Source organism: Pseudomonas sp. NPDC087626, from assembly GCF_044743405.1.
GTDB lineage: Bacteria > Pseudomonadota > Gammaproteobacteria > Pseudomonadales > Pseudomonadaceae > Aquipseudomonas.
This window is the reverse complement of the sequence record NZ_JBIUWJ010000012.1, coordinates 1-16,839: the sequence shown is the minus strand read 5'-3', so window position 1 is coordinate 16,839 and position 16,839 is coordinate 1. Positions and strand designations below refer to the sequence as shown.

General features: G+C 61.6%; 19 protein-coding genes and 1 tRNA gene. 5 read left to right on the top strand and 15 right to left on the bottom strand.

The window, feature by feature from the left end; genetic code table 11:
- The 7 genes from ACIOVD_RS12200 to ACIOVD_RS12170 all read right to left on the bottom strand — a co-directional run bounded on the left by ACIOVD_RS12200 (position 1) and on the right by ACIOVD_RS12170 (position 4,766).
- Positions 1-408: a type II toxin-antitoxin system HicB family antitoxin gene (locus ACIOVD_RS12200; RefSeq protein WP_320333800.1), complete on the bottom strand. Its 408-nt coding sequence runs from the start codon at positions 406-408 to the stop codon at positions 1-3.
- Positions 409-439: 31 nt separating this feature from the next.
- A complete protein-coding gene (locus ACIOVD_RS12195; protein ID WP_093412936.1) occupies positions 440-622 on the bottom strand; it encodes a type II toxin-antitoxin system HicA family toxin in 183 nt (60 codons plus the stop codon).
- A 281-nt stretch (positions 623-903) separates the two neighbouring features.
- A tRNA-Gly gene (locus ACIOVD_RS12190) sits at positions 904-977 on the bottom strand.
- A 169-nt stretch (positions 978-1,146) separates the two neighbouring features.
- On the bottom strand, positions 1,147-2,031 hold the full coding sequence (locus ACIOVD_RS12185) for an alpha/beta fold hydrolase (RefSeq protein ID WP_159994181.1): 885 nt from the start codon (positions 2,029-2,031) through the stop codon (positions 1,147-1,149).
- A 311-nt stretch (positions 2,032-2,342) separates the two neighbouring features.
- Positions 2,343-3,035: a pseudouridine synthase gene (locus ACIOVD_RS12180; RefSeq protein ID WP_401127910.1), complete on the bottom strand. Its 693-nt coding sequence runs from the start codon at positions 3,033-3,035 to the stop codon at positions 2,343-2,345.
- 32 nt (positions 3,036-3,067) lie between these two features.
- Complete coding sequence (locus ACIOVD_RS12175) at positions 3,068-3,286, bottom strand: cysteine-rich CWC family protein (protein WP_159994185.1); 219 nt, start codon at positions 3,284-3,286, stop codon at positions 3,068-3,070.
- Positions 3,279-4,766: a diguanylate cyclase gene (locus tag ACIOVD_RS12170; protein ID WP_401127908.1), complete on the bottom strand. Its 1,488-nt coding sequence runs from the start codon at positions 4,764-4,766 to the stop codon at positions 3,279-3,281. The genes ACIOVD_RS12175 and ACIOVD_RS12170 overlap by 8 nt, the downstream gene beginning before the upstream one ends.
- Before the next feature lie 230 nt (positions 4,767-4,996).
- Between ACIOVD_RS12170 and ACIOVD_RS12165 the strand changes: the two genes are divergently transcribed.
- The gene (locus ACIOVD_RS12165) at positions 4,997-5,455 is read left to right on the top strand and encodes a hypothetical protein (protein WP_401127906.1); all 459 of its coding nucleotides are present in this window, start codon (positions 4,997-4,999) and stop codon (positions 5,453-5,455) included.
- Positions 5,456-5,508: 53 nt separating this feature from the next.
- Here the strand turns inward: ACIOVD_RS12165 and ACIOVD_RS12160 are convergent, their stop codons facing one another.
- Positions 5,509-6,621: an enoyl-CoA hydratase/isomerase family protein gene (locus tag ACIOVD_RS12160; RefSeq protein ID WP_095167117.1), complete on the bottom strand. Its 1,113-nt coding sequence runs from the start codon at positions 6,619-6,621 to the stop codon at positions 5,509-5,511.
- Positions 6,622-6,753: 132 nt separating this feature from the next.
- Here ACIOVD_RS12160 and ung point away from each other — a divergent pair, with 132 nt between their 5' ends.
- The gene (ung, locus tag ACIOVD_RS12155; RefSeq protein WP_401127904.1) at positions 6,754-7,446 is read left to right on the top strand and encodes a uracil-DNA glycosylase; all 693 of its coding nucleotides are present in this window, start codon (positions 6,754-6,756) and stop codon (positions 7,444-7,446) included.
- A 38-nt stretch (positions 7,447-7,484) separates the two neighbouring features.
- Here the strand turns inward: ung and ACIOVD_RS12150 are convergent, their stop codons facing one another.
- Genes ACIOVD_RS12150 through ACIOVD_RS12130 form a run of 5 tightly spaced genes read right to left on the bottom strand, consistent with a single transcriptional unit; the run spans position 7,485 to position 12,891 of the window.
- A complete protein-coding gene (locus ACIOVD_RS12150) occupies positions 7,485-8,528 on the bottom strand; it encodes an AbrB family transcriptional regulator (protein WP_095167121.1) in 1,044 nt (347 codons plus the stop codon).
- Complete coding sequence (locus tag ACIOVD_RS12145) at positions 8,521-10,035, bottom strand: tripartite tricarboxylate transporter permease (protein ID WP_320333805.1); 1,515 nt, start codon at positions 10,033-10,035, stop codon at positions 8,521-8,523. The genes ACIOVD_RS12150 and ACIOVD_RS12145 overlap by 8 nt, the downstream gene beginning before the upstream one ends.
- A 1-nt stretch (position 10,036) precedes the next feature.
- Positions 10,037-10,495 (bottom strand): tripartite tricarboxylate transporter TctB family protein, encoded by a 459-nt coding sequence (locus tag ACIOVD_RS12140; RefSeq protein WP_095167125.1) that lies wholly within the window; start codon positions 10,493-10,495, stop codon positions 10,037-10,039.
- A 59-nt stretch (positions 10,496-10,554) separates the two neighbouring features.
- Positions 10,555-11,544, bottom strand: coding sequence for a tripartite tricarboxylate transporter substrate binding protein (locus tag ACIOVD_RS12135; protein WP_095167127.1), 990 nt, complete (start codon positions 11,542-11,544; stop codon positions 10,555-10,557).
- A 54-nt stretch (positions 11,545-11,598) separates the two neighbouring features.
- The gene (locus tag ACIOVD_RS12130) at positions 11,599-12,891 is read right to left on the bottom strand and encodes an OprD family porin (protein WP_401127901.1); all 1,293 of its coding nucleotides are present in this window, start codon (positions 12,889-12,891) and stop codon (positions 11,599-11,601) included.
- 234 nt (positions 12,892-13,125) lie between these two features.
- On the opposite strand from ACIOVD_RS12130, the gene ACIOVD_RS12125 reads away from it, so the two are divergent.
- The gene (locus ACIOVD_RS12125) at positions 13,126-13,797 is read left to right on the top strand and encodes a response regulator (RefSeq protein ID WP_095167129.1); all 672 of its coding nucleotides are present in this window, start codon (positions 13,126-13,128) and stop codon (positions 13,795-13,797) included.
- On the top strand, positions 13,790-15,175 hold the full coding sequence (locus ACIOVD_RS12120) for a sensor histidine kinase (protein WP_095167131.1): 1,386 nt from the start codon (positions 13,790-13,792) through the stop codon (positions 15,173-15,175). The genes ACIOVD_RS12125 and ACIOVD_RS12120 overlap by 8 nt, the downstream gene beginning before the upstream one ends.
- 48 nt (positions 15,176-15,223) lie before the next feature.
- Here the strand turns inward: ACIOVD_RS12120 and ACIOVD_RS12115 are convergent, their stop codons facing one another.
- Positions 15,224-15,547: a hypothetical protein gene (locus ACIOVD_RS12115; protein WP_339546834.1), complete on the bottom strand. Its 324-nt coding sequence runs from the start codon at positions 15,545-15,547 to the stop codon at positions 15,224-15,226.
- 253 nt (positions 15,548-15,800) lie between these two features.
- Positions 15,801-16,064, bottom strand: a complete 264-nt coding sequence (locus tag ACIOVD_RS12110) for a DUF2790 domain-containing protein (protein ID WP_401127898.1) — start codon at positions 16,062-16,064, stop codon at positions 15,801-15,803.
- Between the two features lie 373 nt (positions 16,065-16,437).
- On the opposite strand from ACIOVD_RS12110, the gene ACIOVD_RS12105 reads away from it, so the two are divergent.
- The coding region (locus tag ACIOVD_RS12105) for an acetyl-coenzyme A synthetase N-terminal domain-containing protein (protein ID WP_401127896.1) at positions 16,438-16,839 on the top strand (402 nt) is incomplete at its 3' end.

Genomic DNA, 16,839 nt, shown 5'->3' with positions numbered 1-16,839 from the left:
TCAAGCCTGCTGCAACACCTTCAACGCCGCCGAGGCCAGAAAGCCGGAGCGGCTTTTTTCTTCCGGGTGGTGCAGCACGTATTCGTCGATGCGAGTCAGCAGATAGGCGGGCAGGGTGATGTTGAGTTTTTGCGCCTTGCCCAGGTATTTGCTGACGTCGATGTCGACCAAGGCCCAGGTCACGCCGGCATATTGTGGGTTGCGCGCATGGTGGGTCACCCTGTTGGCTGGCGGAATCGCCGAACCGTCCTCGGCCAGGATCTCGAAGTGCCCCTCGATGGCTTCACGCGCCATGGCGATGGCATCGTCCAGGTCATCACCGGCCGAGAAGCACCCCGGAATATCCGGCACTTCCACGCCCCAGGCGTGCTGCTCATCGCCTTCTGAAATGGCAATTGGATAAAGCATGTTGATTGTCCTCTGGTTTTAGTGCGCCAACTCATGACAACAGGGCCTGTTGCAAGATGCTCACTGCCGTCTTGGTCAGCAGATCCTTCTTCGGGTGCGGAACCGTCACCAATCCAGGTTTGGTTGGATGTTTGAAATGATGGTGACTGCCCCGGACCCGCACCAGATACCAGCCGTCTGCAACGATTTGGCTGATCAAATATCGACTGTTCACATCACGTCCCTGTGCTGTGTAGGTGGTTACTATACCTACTGGATTGGTCTTATCAACACTATAACCACCAATTCGCATGGGTCAGGTGATGAGTGGTTGAGATCAGTGTAGGAACCGCTGTTGAAACGGGAAGGCACGTTACCGGCGAAAGTATTGCGCGATGGTGCAGGACGCTTTTGTGCGGGGCCCTACGGAATTGCAGGCATAAAAAAACCGGTCACTGTGGACCGGTTTTTTGTCGTCTCCCGTCAGGAAGCTACCTGGCGCAAGACTGAAATTAGTGGAGCGGGTGAAGGGAATCGAACCCTCGTTATCAGCTTGGGAAGCTGGAGTAATGCCATTATACGACACCCGCTCGGAACGGCTGACTTTGTACCAGATGTGGCGACGGATTTGAAGTTTTTCTTTGCTGGATCTGCATTTACGTAGTTTTTTACACGCAAGGCGCGGTCTGTCGCGGGCAAGCCTGCTCCTACAGGTAGAGGATTACCTAAGGTGGCGAGGCTGCTCGCGAGGACGCTGTTTCAAATGGCCAGTGCATGGTGGTCCTGGGTTACGTGGGAACGCGTCCGGCCTTCGTGGGGCGCCGGTTTCAGGAAGCCCAGCAGTACCTGGCGGCTGTCTCGGCAGGCGGCTTTGTGCTCCATGTCGAGAAAGTGCCCGGTGGCCTGGATGGTGCTGAAGGTGCTGTGTTGCACGTGGTTGCCAAACAACCGGGCATCGCTGGCGGCGGTGTACTCGTCCCATTCACCGTTCATGAACAGTACGGGCACATCGATCTGCTTGGCGGCCTTGAGGTAGCACAGGCGGTCGCTGTTGAGCACGTGGCTGATGTGAAAGTGCATCTGCCCGTATTCATGTTCGGCCAGGGTGCTGACGTGGCGGTAGTTGAAGCGCTTGAACAACGACGGCAAGTGCTTGCCGATGGTGTCGTTGACCAGGTGCCCGACGCGGTCGCGATCGAGGTTGCCGAGGTAGTCGACACCCCGTTCCAGGTAGTCGCGCATTGGTTCGTTGATCACTGGCGAGAACGAGCTGATCACGGCCTTTTCGATGCGTCGCGGGCGATGCGCGAGCGCGATCATCGTGGCGGCGCCACCCCACGAAAATGACATCACGTGCTCGGCGGCGAAGTGGTCGATCAGCTCCAGGAGGATCTGCCCCTCGACTTCCTTGGTGAGCATTTTCTCATGCTGGTTGTGGGCTTTTGACCGGCCCGCGTAGGGTTGGTCGTAGAGCACCACGTTGAACTGTGGATGGAGGTTTTTCACGGTCTGTGCAAACGACGCCGTGGTGGCCATCGAGCCGTTGACCAAAATGATGGTCTTCTCTGCGGCATCTGCGCGATAGAACTCCGTGTAGACCCGATACTGACCTTGTATGTCCAGCACAGCGATTTCTGGCCTCATGTCGTAAGACTCCTGGCAAGCGTGTAGGCGCGCAACTGAGTGTGCACGGGCTTTATGACAGGTAGGCATACGCCTGGAAGGTGAGGGCCCATGTCGATCCGTTAATGTCTGGTCGACGGGTGTTGTTATAGGCGGGCAGTCTGTCGGGAGAGGTGGAGACGGGAGGCGCTCAACCGACAAAAAGTTTCTTAGAGGTATGGTATGACTTGGCGGTCACATTTCGGCCGACGGTTTGATTCAAGCAGGGTGCTGGCTATCGCGCAAGTGCCGCTGGCGAATTGTTCGACAATGTCTGCCCGGCGGTCGCGCAATCAGATCAAGGCGATCTCGGCAGCGCTCAGTGGGCGGTATTCGCCCGGCTTCAAGCGGCTGTCCAGTGTCAACGGGCCCATCTGTTCGCGATGCAAACGCATGACCTTGTTGTCGAAGTGGCCGAACATCCGTTTCACCTGGTGGTAGCGGCCCTCGATGATGGCCAGGCGCGCAGCCCGGGGCGCCAGCAACTGCAGGTCGGCGGGTTGGGTGGTGAGGTCTTCGAAGGCGAAGTACAGGCCGCGGGCAAAGGTTTCGGCGTACTGGGGCGTAATCAATTGCTCGGTTTCGACGTAGTAGATCTTCGCCAGCTTGGTCTGTGGTTGGGTCAGGCGGCGTGACCAGCTGCCGTCGTTGGTGATCAGCATCAAGCCGGTGGTGTTGAAATCCAGGCGGCCGGCGATGTGCAGGTCGAGCTTGTCGGGTTCATGGATCAGGTCGAGGACGGTCGGGTGCTCGGGGTCACGGGTGGCACTGACGCAACCGGCGGGTTTGTGCAGCATGAAGTAGCGCGCGGCCTTGCCGGCTTGCAGCACCTCGTCGTCGCATTCGACGCGGCTGAACTCGCGCACCTCGGTGTGCGGGTCGCTGACGATCTGCCCGTCGACCTTGATCCGCCGCTCGACCAGCGCCAGGCGCACCTGTTGGCGGTTGAAACGCGGCAAGTTGCTGAGGAAACGGTCAACGCGCATGGGAGTCGGCAGGTCGGCAAGGGGCGCGCATCTTACGCGACACAGACGCCGTTTGCCTGCAGTTGTGCCTCGACCTGGGCGCAGCCGGGGCACAGGCACGACAGGTCGCGCAGTTCGGCGGGCAAGGCCGCCAGCACCGCCGGGTCGATGGTCACGGTGTAGCACCAGCAACTGTGCTGGGCGGTGCGCGGGTCGGCCAGGCTGCAAGCGTTGCTGGCGCCGCAGGCCGGGCATAGGTCGGGTTTATGCATAGCTGGAGTGAGGCATCTGGGTACAGGTCCGGTTGCGGCCAAGTTGTTTGGCTCGATACATCGCCTGGTCGGCGCGCGACAGCAGGTCGTGCAAGGTGTCATCCGCCTGCAGGGTGGTCAAGCCGATGCTCAGGGTAATTTGCAGGGATTTGCCTTCATAGCGGTAGTGCTTGTGCTCGATCATCTGGCGAATTTTCTCGGCGATCTTCAGGCCGGTGCTGGCGTCGGTGTCCTTGAGCAAGACGATGAACTCCTCGCCACCCCAGCGACAGACGATGTCGGACTGGCGCAGGCAGCTTTCCAGGTCACGGGCGAAACCGGCCAGAACCAGGTCGCCGGCGAGGTGACCATGGCTGTCGTTCAGGCGCTTGAAATGGTCCAGGTCCAGCAGCAAGGCGGTCAGCGGCTTGGGTTCGCGCTGGGCTTCCTGCATGGCTTGCGCTGCCAGCAGGTCGAAGCCGCGGCGGTTGGGCAGGCCGGTGAGGCTGTCGAGGGTGGCCTGGGCTTCGATGCGGCCCTGGAAACGCGTGATCACCCGATGGAGCAGGGCCAGCACGCTCAGGGTGACGATCAGGCAGATCAGCAGGTTCAGGTAGAGCGACTGGCGCACCTCGTGCAGGGCGCTGCCTTCACGTTTGTCGACGAACAGGTACCAGTTCAGTTCCGGGATAAACCGTACGTTGAGGAAATGCCCCTGGCCTTGGGTCATATATTCGTAGCTGCCGCTGTGGGGTTTGGGCAGCGTGGCCAGAAGATCGCGCATGCTGTCCAGCTCGCTCAGCGCCGTGCCGACCCGCGCGCCTTGCGGGCCGCCGTCGGCACCGGTGAGGACGATGCGACCCTCGGTGTCGACGAAATACACGCTGCGCTGGTAACGCTGCTGGTAGGTGTCGATCAGCTTGATCACGGCATCGACGGTCAGGCCGACGCCCGCCGCGCCAATGAAGTTGTCCTGGTAGTCGTAGACCTTGTAGTTGATGAAGAAGGTCAGGCTGTCCTGGTTGGCCATGTCCACGTCCACGTTGATCTCGTAGGGCGGGGCCATGTCGCGGACGCGGAAGTACCAGGTGTCGCGCGGTTCGCTAAGGCTGACTTTTTTCAGCACGCCCTTGGCCTGGTAGTAGGTCAGGCTGTTGTTGGAGACGAAGAAGGCGGTGTAGGCGCCGTAGTGGGTCATGACCTCGTTGAGGTAACGGGTCATTTGCCCGGGATCGCGCTCGCCGGCCACCACCCAGTCGCGCAGGAAGGTGTCGCGCGACATCATCGAGGAAATCAGGATTGGCCGGACCAGGTCTTTCTGGATCTCCGAGTAGACGGTGTCGGAGGTCAGCGGCAGTTCGGTGTTGACGATGCTGTCGCGAATCGAGGCGCGCGAGGCGTAGTAACTGAGCAGGGAAGTGGCCAGGAAGCCGGCACCCAGCAGGGCGATCAAGGTGAGGACCAACGAACGTTGCGAAAACAGCGCAGAGCGAAGCGGCATGACGAGTCCGTTGATCGATGTTCAGTCAGAGCATTCTAGTGGGACTTAGGGGAAATGACGCGGGCATTTGCGCCGTTACGCGGCTAGCCAGTCGACGAATGACATGTATCAATCTGTTGCCACTGCGCACCAGATTGCCAATTCGCTGTCAGATATCACGTCAGGCAGATTATTTGGCTGATGCCCGCCCGCGTCGCTGGTGTGGCTCTTTAGCGGTCCAGGAGGCCGCCATGTATCGCCGACTTGTTCTGATTACTTCGATGAGTTTGAGTCTTGCCGCGTGCGTTCCTTATTACGACGGAGGTTCCAGCTACTACCGTTCAGACATCTATTCTTCGCCGGCTCCGGTCTACTACGGGGGCGGTTCTTATTATTCCTACCCACGCAGTTACTACTCGCAGCCCTCGCGGTATTACCCTTCGGCACGTTATTACCAGGCGGCGCCGCGTTACTACCAACCTTCACCCCGTTATTACCAGGCCCCGTCCCGGGCCTACCGCCCAGCCCCCAGCCATGGCTGGGACGGTCATCGCAACCAGGGGTGGGGCAATAACTACGGCCAGAGCAACCAGCGCTGGGAACAGGGTGGGCGGGGCGGGCGCGATCACGCTGACCGGCGCGGCGATCGACGTGGTGATCGGCATGGCGAGCACAATGGTCGTGGTGAGCGCGGCGGGCGCAACCGTTAGATCCGGCAACCGGCAAGCGGCGCATCCAGCGCCGCTTTTTTGTGCCCGGGGATTCAGTAGTCCGACAGGTCCGCCAGCGGGTGCCGGCCTTCCCAGGCCTTGTGAAAGTGCGCATCGACCACCGCCTGGGGGATCGTATTGACGTCCGGCCAGTGCCAGCGAGGTTTGTGGTCCTTGTCGATCAGGCGCGCCCTGACACCCTCGCTGAACTCCGGATGGCGGCAGCAATTGAGGCTCAGGGTGTATTCCATCTGGAACACTGCGGCCAATGACAGGTGGCGGGCGCGCTGAATCTGCTCCCAGACCAGATGGGCGGTCAACGGGCAGCCGTCGTGCAGGTTTTTCGCGGCGCGGGCCAGCAGCAGGTCAGGGTGATCACGCAATAGGCTGATGGCGCGCCAGGCACAGCGCACATCGCTGACGTCCAGCAGCTCGTCGATCTGCTGGCGGCGCGGCAACCATTGCGCCTCGGGCATTTGCTCGATGGCTTCTTGCTGCAGGGCTTTGAACAGGCTGTTGAGTTGCATCGCGGTCTGCTCCTGCCAATTGAGTTGCAGCAGGCCTTCGATCAATTGCTCCTGCTGCTCATCGAGCAGGAAGCGGTCAGCCAGATCCAGGTCGAGGGCATCACGGGCGTTTATCTGGGCGCCGGTCAAACCAAGGAACAGACCCAGCTTGCCGGGCAGGCGCGAGAGGAACCAACTGGCGCCGACATCCGGGTACAGGCCGATACTGATCTCGGGCATGGCCAGGCGGCTGCTGGGGGTGACGATGCGGGTGCTCGCGCCCTGCAACAAGCCCATGCCACCGCCGAGCACATAACCATGGCCCCAGCAGATCAGCGGCTTGGGGTAGGTGTGCAGGCGGAAATCCAGGCGGTATTCCGCAGCGAAAAATTGCGCGGCCAGCGGCGGTACTTCGCCGGGTTGGGTGCGACAGGCCTGGGCCAGGCTGCGCACTTCGCCGCCGGCGCAAAATGCCTTGGTGCCGTTGCCGCGCAGCAGGACGCAGACCACCTGCGGTTCTTTGGCCCAGCTGTCCAATTGCTCGGTCAGGGCGCGGATCATCGGCAGGGACAGGGCATTGAGGGTGCTTTCGGCATCCAGGCTGGCGATGCCGATGCGTGCGCCATCTGTGCCGGTGAGTTCTTCGAAGTGCAGATTCATCGTGACCTCGATTGCGGATTCAAGGGTTCATTATGAGCGTTGTGCAGGAAAGTGCCGGATCTGCGTCAGATCAATTGACAAGCGTGACGGGCTTTCCTAGGGTTCGCCCCATTGTTTTTGCCGGATGTAACCATGACTGCTGACGACCGTATCAAACTCGAACCGAGCTGGAAGGAGGCACTGCGTGCCGAATTCGACCAGCCCTACATGGCAGAGTTGCGCAACTTCCTGCAGCAGGAACGTGCGGCAGGCAAGGAGATCTATCCACCCGGCCCGATGATTTTCAACGCGCTCAACTCCACGCCGTTGGACAAGGTCAAGGTGGTGATCCTCGGCCAGGACCCCTACCACGGGCCAGGCCAGGCCCATGGCCTGTGTTTCTCGGTGCAGCCGGGCGTGCCGGCGCCGCCGTCGCTGGTTAACATCTATAAGGAATTGAAACGCGACCTGAACATCGACATCCCCAGTCACGGCTGCCTGCAAAGCTGGGCCGACCAGGGCGTGCTGATGATCAACACCACCATGACCGTAGAGCGGGCCACTGCCAACGCCCATGCGGGCAAAGGCTGGCAGTTCTTTACTGACCGGATAATCGAAGTGGTGAGCGAGCATCAGCCCCACCTGGTGTTTCTGTTGTGGGGCGCCCATGCGCAGAGCAAACAGAAACTGATCGACGCCACCAAGCACCTGGTGTTGACCTCGGTGCACCCCTCGCCACTGTCTGCCTATCGCGGTTTCCTCGGCTGTGGGCACTTCAGTCGTACCAACAAGTACCTTGAGCAGAATGGCGAGACGCCGATCGAATGGCGATTGCCGCCAGTCTGACGCCATAACCCCGCGCGCCCGATCGGGCGCGACACGGTCTACTGCTCTGAATCCGGTTGCCGGTCCCAGTGCCGGAACAACGGTTCGGCCAGAAACAGCACGAACAGCAAGCGCATCACCTGCATCGCTGTCACCAGTGGCACCGACAGTTGCAGGGTTTCGGCGGTCAGGCTCATTTCAGCGATGCCGCCGGGCATCATGCCCAGGGTCAATGAGCGCAGGTCCAACTGGGTCAGGGCGCTCAGGCACAACGCGGCCAGGGTGGCGATCAGCATGGTCAGTGCCGTGCCGATCAGGGTGCGGCCCATGAAGGAGGGCGCGCGGCGGAAGAACTGCCGGTTGAAGTGACAGCCCAGGCCACTGCCGATCAGCCATTGACCGACCTGGCTGCCGCCATCGGGCAGGCCGATGTGCAGGTCCAGGCTGATACTCACGGCGGCACTCACCAGCAAGGGACCGAACAGCCACGGATTGGGTTGGCGCAAGCGCTGCCAGAGCCAGGCACACAGCGCGCCCGCCGGGAATAGCAGGGCCAGCCAACGCCAGTCGACGCTGGTCGGATGCAAGGCCGGCACGCCTTCGCCCAGCAGGTACTTGAAGGCGGCTGGCACACACAGCACCACCACCAGCACCCGCAGGCTTTGCCCGGCCGCCACTCGGCTCAGTACGGCGCCGTTGCGAGCGCCGAGGTTGACCATTTCACCGGAGCCGCCCGGCATGCTGGAGAAAAATGCGGTGGCGCGATCCTCGCCGGTGCGCCGCAGCAGCCAGACCCCGACCACGGCCGAAAGACTGGTCACCAGCGCGCCGAAGAAGATCAGCCCGAAATGACTCATGACCTGCTCCATCACCACGGGAGTGAAGTGCAGGCCAATGCCGATGCCGACGATCCACTGGCCGCACTTGCGTCCGCCCGGGATCTCGGCCAATTGCCAGGGGGTCAGGCAGCGTACCAGGATGATCGCCAGCAACGAGCCGACCATCCACGGCAGCGGCCAGCCGATCTGACTGGCGAGGTAACCGCCCAGCAGACCGACCAGCGGTGTTCCCCACCAGGTTTTCCAGGACCGGCGATCAGACATCGGCAATTGCGCGGCGGGCCACGGAGCGCTTGCGCCAGATGCGCAGGATCGGCACCAGCAGCATCAGCACGATCAGCGCCCACACGGTGTTGGTGATCCCGCTCGACCAGAGGATCTCCAGCGAACCGTTGGAAATCGACAGCGCACGACGCAGGTTCTGCTCCATCAGGCCGCCGAGGATGAAGCCCAGCAGGACGGGCGACAACGGGAAGTCCAACTTGCGCAGGATATAGCCGAAGATGCCGATGCCGATCATCAGGAACAGGTCGAAGGTGGTGGCGTGCACCGCGTAGACACCGATCGCGGTAATGATCGCGATCATGGGCACCAGCGCCCAGTTCGGCACGGCGAGGATGCGGGTGAAGATGCGGATCATCGGGATGTTGAGGATCACCAGCATGACGTTGGCGATGAACAGCGAGGCAATCAGGCCCCAGACGATGTCAGGCTGCTGCTGGAACAACAGCGGGCCGGGGGTGATGTTGTACAGCGACAGGGCGCCGATCATCACCGCCGTAGTGCCCGAGCCCGGGACCCCGAGGGTCAGCATCGGTACCAGGGCGCCACAGGCTTCGGCGCCAATCGCGGTTTCCGGTGCCGCCAGGCCGCGCTTGTCGCCCTGGCCGAATTTGCCGCCAGGACCGGCGATCTTTTTCTCGGTCATGTAGGCCACGGCGCTGGCGAGGGTTGCACCGGCACCCGGCAATACCCCCATGATGAAACCCAGAACACCACAGCGGATGTTCACCCAGAACACCGAGGCGGCTTCCTTGAAGTTGAACATCATGCGCCCGGTGGCCTTGAACGCTTCCTGGCCCCGGTGGGTTTTCTCCAGCAACAGCAGGATCTCGCTGATGGAGAACAGGCCCAGCACCAGCACCACGAATTGAATGCCGTCGGTGAGGTGGATGTTGTCCCCGGTGAAGCGGTACACGCCGCTGTTGGCGTCGATGCCGACCGTGGACAGGAACAGGCCGATCAGGGCCGCGATAAAGGTTTTCAGCGGCCGGTCGCCGGCCATGCCGCCCAGGCAGACAATCGCGAATACCATCAGTACGAAATATTCCGCTGGGCCGAAGGCGATTGCCCACTTGGCCAGTATCGGCGCAAACACCACCATGCCGCAGGTCGCAATGAACGCGCCGATGAACGAGCTCCAGGCCGACAACGACAAGGCCACCCCGGCCATGCCCTGGCGGGCCATCGGGTAGCCGTCGAGGGTGGTCATGACGGTTGAGGCTTCGCCGGGAATGTTCAGCAGGATCGAGCTGATCCGCCCGCCGTACTCGCATCCCAGGTATACCGCCGCCAACAGAATCAGCGCCGACTCCGGTGGCAGGCCCAGGGCGAAGGCGATGGGAATCAACAGGGCCACGCCGTTGATCGGACCCAGCCCCGGCAGCAGGCCGACGACGGTCCCGATCAAGGTTCCGCTCAACGCCGTGACCAGGTTGTAGGGCGTCAGGGCAACCCCAAAACCATGGCTCAAATAACCAAGAGTATCCATATCAGTTCTCCAGGACGTCGAGCAGGCCCAAGGGCAGCGGCACGTCCATGACTTTGTCGAACAACAGGTACAGACCCACGCTCAGCAGGCAGATGATCAGCGTGCCGGGCAGCCAGCGTCCGCCATACAGGCGCGCCATCGGGATACCCACCAGGATGCTGCTGAGGATGAACCCCAGGGGCTCGAAGAGCCCGGCGAACACCAGCAGCAACAGCACGCAGCGGCCGATCTTGCTCAGGGTCTCGCGGTCCAGTGGCGGGTCTTCTTCGCTGTGCTTGATCGGTGAGGGCCGGTACACCATGTAGATCAGGCCCAGCGCCATCAGCCCCAGCATCAGCAGGGGGAAGGCGCGTGGTCCGATTGGTTCGTAGGAAAAGGCCGCCTGGTAAGGCCAGGCCATAAGGATCAGGCACAGGCAGGCCAGCAACAGCACCGAAGCAAAAATGCGTTGTAACAGCATGACAAACTCCTGGGCCACGCCCCGATTGGTGTCAGGGGGTGGCCGTGAGAACGAGGCGATTACTGGATCAGGCCGAACTCTTTGGCCAGCAGCTTGTAGTCCGCTACCTGTTTCTTCACGTAGGTGTCCAGCTCGACCCCGGTCATGGCGAACGGGAACAGTTCACGCTGGTCACGCAGCTTGGCGAACTCTTCGGAAGCCAGCAGTTTGTCGAAGGCGTTTTTCCACCAGGCGTATTCGGCATCGCTGACCTTTGGCCCAAGGTAGAAGCCGCGCACCACCGGCCAGACGATGTCGTAGCCTTGCTCCTTGGCGGTAGGGATATCCTTCATTTCCGGCTCGTCCAGGCGCTCGTTGGCGAACACGGCGAGCAGGCGCATGTCACCGCTCTGGATGTGCGGCATGGAGTCGGAGATGTCGGTACTGCCGACCTGGATGTGACCACCGAGCAGGGCAGTGGCAATTTCGCCACCGCCTTCGAGTGCCACGTACCGCAGGTCACGAGGGTTGATCCCGGCAGCCTTGGCGATCAGGGCGGTTTGCATCCAGTCCTGGCTGCCCACGGTGCCGCCGGAACCTATTACCACTTTGCTCGGGTCTTTCTTCAGCGCCTGCACCAGGTCGTCGAGATTCTTGTAGGGCGAATCGTTTTTCACGGCGATGGCGCCATAGCTGGTGCCGACTGCCGCCAACCAACGCACGGCGTTTTCATCAAAACGGCCGAACTTGCCCTGGGCCAGGTTCAACAGCGAACCGCTGGACCAGGCCACCAGGGTCCCGGCATCGGCGGGGCGCTGGGCGACCACCGCGTTGTACGCCACGGCGCCGACACCGCCGGGCATGTAGGTCACGCGCATCGGCTTGGACAGCAGTTTTTCGTTGACCAGCGCGCTCTGCACCAGCTTGCAGGTCAGGTCGAAACCACCGCCGGGCGACGCCGGGGCAATGCATTCCGGACGCTTGGGCTCAGTGCTGTCGGCGGCGAGCAGGGGGGCGGTGACCAGCAGGCAACTGGCGGCGAGAGCAAGGTTACGCAGCGAAAAATTCATCGGTCGTCTCCACAGGAGTTGTTATTGGAGTGGCACGGTTGCGGCTTGAGTCCATTACCAGAGGGCAACGCTGTAGCTCACCAGCACCCGCACTTCATCAGCGTCGCGGGCCGAATAGTTCGAACGATAGGTGGCATTGCGCAGGCGCAGGGCGACGTCCTTGAGGGCGCCGCTTTGCACCACGTACTTGATCTCGGTGTTGCGTTCCCATTCCTTGCCGGTCTCGCCATTGTTGAGCTTGATGTTGTCACCGCTCAGGTAACGGCTCATGAAGCTCAGGCCGGGCACGCCCAGCTTGGCGAAGTCGTAATCGTAACGGGCCTGCCAGGAGCGTTCTTCGGCGCCGGCGAAGTCGTTGATCTGCACGAAGTTGACCAGGTAGGGATCGGAGCCGTCGACATAGGGGAAGGCGCTGTCGCCCGACATGTGCTGGTAACCGGCGCTGAATTTATGCCCGCTCAAGGCGTAGCTCAACAGGCCGTTGAGGGAGTTGTTGTCGATCTTGCCGCCGCGGGCCTGACCGGAATCGTCGCTGACCGCCAGGCGCAGGTCGGCGGCGAACGTCCCCGGACCTGCCGGTTGCGACGCCAGCAAACCGAGGAAGTGCTGGTTGTAGACCTCACCCAATTGAGCGAAGTGGTAGCTGCCGGTGATCTTGTCGGTGAACTTGTAGTCCAGGCCGCCGAAATCGAAATGGCTGCCAGCGACGGTGCCGGCGAAACGGCTGTTCTTGTTGTTCAGGGCGACGTCTTCGAAGTTGGTGCTGTCGCGGTCCTTGGCTTTGTCCAGGCGCCCGCCGGTGAAGGTCAGGTTCTTGATCTCCTTGGAAGTCAGCAGGCCGCCTTCGAAGGTCTGGGGCAGGATGCGTCCGTCGTTGGCCTTGAGGATCGGCAACTCGGGAATCAGGCTGCCGATCTTCAGCTCGGTGGCGGAGATCTTCACCTTGCCGGTGAGGCCTAGCTTGGAATATTCGTCGGCCGCGCGCCCGTCGTCATGGGTCGGCAACAGGCCAGTACCGGTACGGTCGGGGCTGGAGTCGAGCTTGATCCCGAGCATCCCCAGCGCGTCGACCCCGAACCCTACGGTGCCGTCGGTGTAACCCGACTCGAGGTTGAGCATGAAGCCCTGGGCCCACTCGTCACGCTTGGATTGCTGGGCGCTGGTGCCACTGCGAAAGTCGCGGTTGAAGTACATGTTGCGGGTTTCCAGGGTCGCGCTGCTGTCTTCGAAGAAGGCGGCATGACTGGCAGGCGTAAAGCCGGCTAGGGCGGCGGCACTGGCAAGGGCTGTGGTACCAAGGCGGGAAAAACGAACAGGCAGGTAAGCCTGGGGCTGCGTAGACAGCATCGTGAAGCACTCCATTTATTGTTCTTATTGGGGCGAAAACGCATCGGGGCGTTTTTCGTTCACTACTCTCAAGGACACGGCAGTCGAAACTGTCCGTGGCTGGACTCTAGCGGGCCAACCTTTCGCTAACCTTTCAGAATACTTTCACCGGTTACGGGCTTCACAGCGGCGGAGGCGGCTGTAAACTCCGCGCCGAAGAATGGCGTCGCCCATCCCCACCTGAGGTAAAGATCCATGCGCGTGCTTCTCGTCGAAGACCATCTGCAGCTGGCCGAAAGTGTCGCCCAGGCGCTCAAGAGCACAGGGCTGACCGTGGATGTGCTGCACGATGGGGTGGCGGCCGACCTGGCCTTGAGCAGCGAGGACTACGCGGTGGCGATCCTCGATGTGGGCCTGCCGCGCATGGACGGTTTTGAAGTACTGGCGCGCTTGCGCAGCCGTGGCAAAAACCTCCCGGTGCTGATGCTGACCGCCCGCAGCGACGTCAAGGATCGGGTCCATGGGCTCAACCTCGGTGCCGACGACTACCTGGCCAAACCCTTCGAATTGACCGAGCTTGAAGCGCGGGTCAAGGCTCTGCTGCGCCGCAGCGTGTTGGGTGGCGAACGCCAGCAGCGTTGCGGGGGGCTGGTGTATGACCTCGACACCCGGCGCTTCAGCCTCGGTGACGAACTGCTGACCCTGACCTCCCGCGAGCAGGCCGTGCTCGAGGCGCTGATTGCCCGTCCTGGCCGGGTGATGAGCAAGGAGCAATTGGCCTCCCAGGTGTTCGGTCTCGACGAGGAGGCCAGCCCCGACGCCATCGAAATCTACGTGCACCGCCTGCGCAAGAAACTCGACGGGCACTCAGTGGCCATCGTCACGTTCAGGGGGTTGGGCTACCTGTTGGAAAGCCGTGATGCATAAACCCAGGAGTCTGCGTTGGGGGTTGCTGGGCAACCTCGCGCTGTTGCTGGTGGTGCTGATGATCGCCAGCGGCCTGAGCGCCTACTGGAATGGCCGGGAAGCGGCCGACACCGCCTATGACCGGACCTTGCTGGCTTCGGCGCGGACCATCGCCGCCGGCCTGTCCCAGCGTGACGGCAGCCTCAGTGCCGATGTGCCGTACGTGGCGCTGGACACCTTCGCCTACGACAGTGCCGGGCGCATCTATTACCAGGTCAACGACATCCACCAGAAGCTGATTTCCGGTTACGAAAACCTCCCGGGCCCGCCGCCCGGCACCCCGCGCACCGACGACTATCCGGCGCTGGCACGCTTCTACAACGCCACTTACCTGGGCCAGAACGTGCGGGTCGTCAGCCTGCTCAAGGCAGTGAGCGAACCGAACATGAACGGCATGGCGGAAATTCGCGTGGCGGAAACCGACGAGGCGCGGGTCAGCATGGCCCGCAGCCTGATGGCCGATACCTTGCTGCGCCTGGGCATGCTCGCCGGAGGCGCCTTGCTCCTGGTGTGGTTTGCCGTGAGTGCCGCGTTGCGTCCGCTGGAGCGCTTGCGCACCGCGGTGGAAGAGCGCCAACCGGATGACTTGCGGCCGCTGCCGTTGGTCCAGGTACAGCGTGAATTGTGGCCTTTGGTGCGGGCCCTCAACCATTTCACCGAGCGCCTGCGCGGCCAGTTCGAGCGCCAGGCGCAATTCATTGCCGACGCCGCCCATGAGTTGCGCACTCCACTGGCGGCGCTCAAGGCGCGCCTTGAATTGGGCTTGCGCGCCACTGAGCCGCAGACCTGGCGCAGCACCCTGGAAAGCGCCGCCCAAGGCACCGATCGCCTGACGCACCTGGCCAATCAACTGCTGTCGCTGGCCCGGGTCGAGAATGGCGCGCGGGCGATTGCCGAGGGCGGGGCGCAGTTGCTCGACCTGAGCCAACTGGCACGCGAACTCGGCATGGCCATGGCACCTCTGGCCCATGCCCGGGGGGTTGCCCTGGCGCTGGAAGCTGACGAACCGGTGTGGTTGCGCGGTGAGCCGACACTGCTCAACGAGTTGCTGAGCAACCTGGTGGACAACGCCCTGGCCCACACGCCAGCAGGTGGCAACGTGATCTTGCGCGTCAGCGCGCCGGCAGTGCTGGAGGTTGAAGATGACGGGCCGGGGATTCCGCTGGAGGAGCGTGACCGGGTGTTCGAACGTTTCTACCGCCGCAACCAGCAAGTCGCAGGGTCTGGCCTGGGGTTGGCGATTGTCGGGGAAATCTGCCGCGCGCACCTGGCCCACATTACCCTGCACGACGGTGCACAGGCGGGGCTGAAGGTTCGGGTCAGTTTTATCGCGGGCTAAAAACAACTAAGCCCGGCCGAGGCCGGGCTGTGAGCAGAGATTCAGCACTTAGCTGAGGTTGGCCGACCCGGTGCGATCAAAGCCATCAGCAGCGAGGGTGGCGGAACCGGTGCGATCGAAGCCATCAGCAGCGAGAGTGGCGGACCCGGTGCGGTCGAAGCCATCAGCGGCGAGGGTGGCGGAACCGGTGCGGTCGAAGCCATCAGCGGCGAGGGTAGCGGAACCGGTGCGGTCGAAGCCATCAGCGGCGAGGGTAGCGGACCCGGTGCGATCAAAACCATCAGCGGCAATCGTGCGGTCATAACCGTCGGCGGCGAAGGTGTTGGCGGCCAGGACGGAGAGGGTCAGGGCGAGGATCAGTTGGGTTTTCATGGTGGTGACTCCGAGGTGTTGAGGATGTTGTGTGGGGTTGAAGCTGATACTACTCGGATGAATTTGATTAAAAAGCGCAAATAAATGCTCAAATAAATCGAATTATTAGATGTGATGGCCTTCAGGCCTATTCAAGCAATGCAGGCGGTAGAGGGTGGGGCTGCAGGCTCCAGATCTGGTGCGGCGGGCGTTTTTGCCGCAAGAACGATTTCCTGCGGCCGATGTTCGAAAGCACTTTTAAGTGCGGGGTGGATCAGCCGTTAGAGCAACCATTGCCCATGACGCTGTAACGCAGGATATGCCGTTGACCGCTCGAGTCTTCATATTCCATGCGCGCTGGCACAACTTCGCAAACACTGGGTATTTCGCTCATGGAGATAACTTTGGCGATATCCAGGTGGGTGGAGTAAGTGTATTCCTCTGCTGCTACTGTATTGCCTGCAACATCAGTCGGGACCTCGTCTGCCATGGCGGTAACGCACAGACTGCTGAGGGCCAGAACCAATAAAGCTTTCATTTGAAATTTACCTTTCTGAGGTCGAGAGGGGTCACGCAGCCTTTGTGGGGCTGCGTGTATATCTGGATTTAGTTACTGTGGATTAACTGCCTTCGTGGGGGCTGCAACTGGGTTAATCACATTGCCGAGTTGGCGAGGCGGATTTTAGGCGTGGGGCGCGGATTCATATAGCCGCGCTTTTGATAAACACTGTTGACAGATCTTGTAACAATCCCCGAAACATCGGCTACCTGGGACGTCCGTACGGCTATGCGCCGGGAAATCTGGACGATTTGTAGGGGCTTGTTACTACCATCGTCGAATGGTTCTATAGGCCCGCCTCGGGCTACAACGGGGTCATACAAAAACAACTATTTCACCGAGGTAAAGAAAGATGAGTGCGGCTTCTCTGTATCCCGTTCGTCCCGAGGTTGCGGCCAATACCCTGACTGACGAGGCGACCTACAAGGCCATGTACCAGCAGTCGGTTGTCAACCCGGACGGCTTCTGGCGCGAACAAGCCAAGCGCCTCGACTGGATCAAGCCTTTCACCACGGTGAAGCAGACCTCGTTCGACGACCACCATGTCGACATCAAGTGGTTCGCCGACGGCACCCTGAACGTTTCCTACAACTGCCTCGACCGTCACCTGGCCGAGCGCGGCGACCAGATCGCGATCATCTGGGAAGGCGATGACCCAACCGAGAGCCGCAACATCACCTACCGCGAGCTGCACGAACAAGTCTGCAAGTTTGCCAACGCCCTGCGTGGCCAGGATGTGCACCGCGGCGACGTG

Bases quoted from the DNA above. Each gene is read 5' to 3' on its own strand.
- ACIOVD_RS12200 (WP_320333800.1), bottom strand. From the start codon at position 408: ATGCTTTATCCAATTGCCATTTCAGAAGGCGATGAGCAGCACGCCTGG.
- ACIOVD_RS12185 (WP_159994181.1), bottom strand. From the start codon at position 2,031: ATGAGGCCAGAAATCGCTGTGCTGGACATACAAGGTCAGTATCGGGTC.
- ACIOVD_RS12180 (WP_401127910.1), bottom strand. From the start codon at position 3,035: ATGCGCGTTGACCGTTTCCTCAGCAACTTGCCGCGTTTCAACCGCCAA.
- ACIOVD_RS12175 (WP_159994185.1), bottom strand. From the start codon at position 3,286: ATGCATAAACCCGACCTATGCCCGGCCTGCGGCGCCAGCAACGCTTGC.
- ACIOVD_RS12170 (WP_401127908.1), bottom strand. From the start codon at position 4,766: ATGCCGCTTCGCTCTGCGCTGTTTTCGCAACGTTCGTTGGTCCTCACC.
- ACIOVD_RS12165 (WP_401127906.1), top strand. From the start codon at position 4,997: ATGTATCGCCGACTTGTTCTGATTACTTCGATGAGTTTGAGTCTTGCC.
- ACIOVD_RS12160 (WP_095167117.1), bottom strand. From the start codon at position 6,621: ATGAATCTGCACTTCGAAGAACTCACCGGCACAGATGGCGCACGCATC.
- ung (WP_401127904.1), top strand. From the start codon at position 6,754: ATGACTGCTGACGACCGTATCAAACTCGAACCGAGCTGGAAGGAGGCA.
- ACIOVD_RS12150 (WP_095167121.1), bottom strand. From the start codon at position 8,528: ATGTCTGATCGCCGGTCCTGGAAAACCTGGTGGGGAACACCGCTGGTC.
- ACIOVD_RS12145 (WP_320333805.1), bottom strand. From the start codon at position 10,035: ATGGATACTCTTGGTTATTTGAGCCATGGTTTTGGGGTTGCCCTGACG.
- ACIOVD_RS12140 (WP_095167125.1), bottom strand. From the start codon at position 10,495: ATGCTGTTACAACGCATTTTTGCTTCGGTGCTGTTGCTGGCCTGCCTG.
- ACIOVD_RS12135 (WP_095167127.1), bottom strand. From the start codon at position 11,544: ATGAATTTTTCGCTGCGTAACCTTGCTCTCGCCGCCAGTTGCCTGCTG.
- ACIOVD_RS12130 (WP_401127901.1), bottom strand. From the start codon at position 12,891: ATGCTGTCTACGCAGCCCCAGGCTTACCTGCCTGTTCGTTTTTCCCGC.
- ACIOVD_RS12125 (WP_095167129.1), top strand. From the start codon at position 13,126: ATGCGCGTGCTTCTCGTCGAAGACCATCTGCAGCTGGCCGAAAGTGTC.
- ACIOVD_RS12120 (WP_095167131.1), top strand. From the start codon at position 13,790: ATGCATAAACCCAGGAGTCTGCGTTGGGGGTTGCTGGGCAACCTCGCG.
- ACIOVD_RS12115 (WP_339546834.1), bottom strand. From the start codon at position 15,547: ATGAAAACCCAACTGATCCTCGCCCTGACCCTCTCCGTCCTGGCCGCC.
- ACIOVD_RS12110 (WP_401127898.1), bottom strand. From the start codon at position 16,064: ATGAAAGCTTTATTGGTTCTGGCCCTCAGCAGTCTGTGCGTTACCGCC.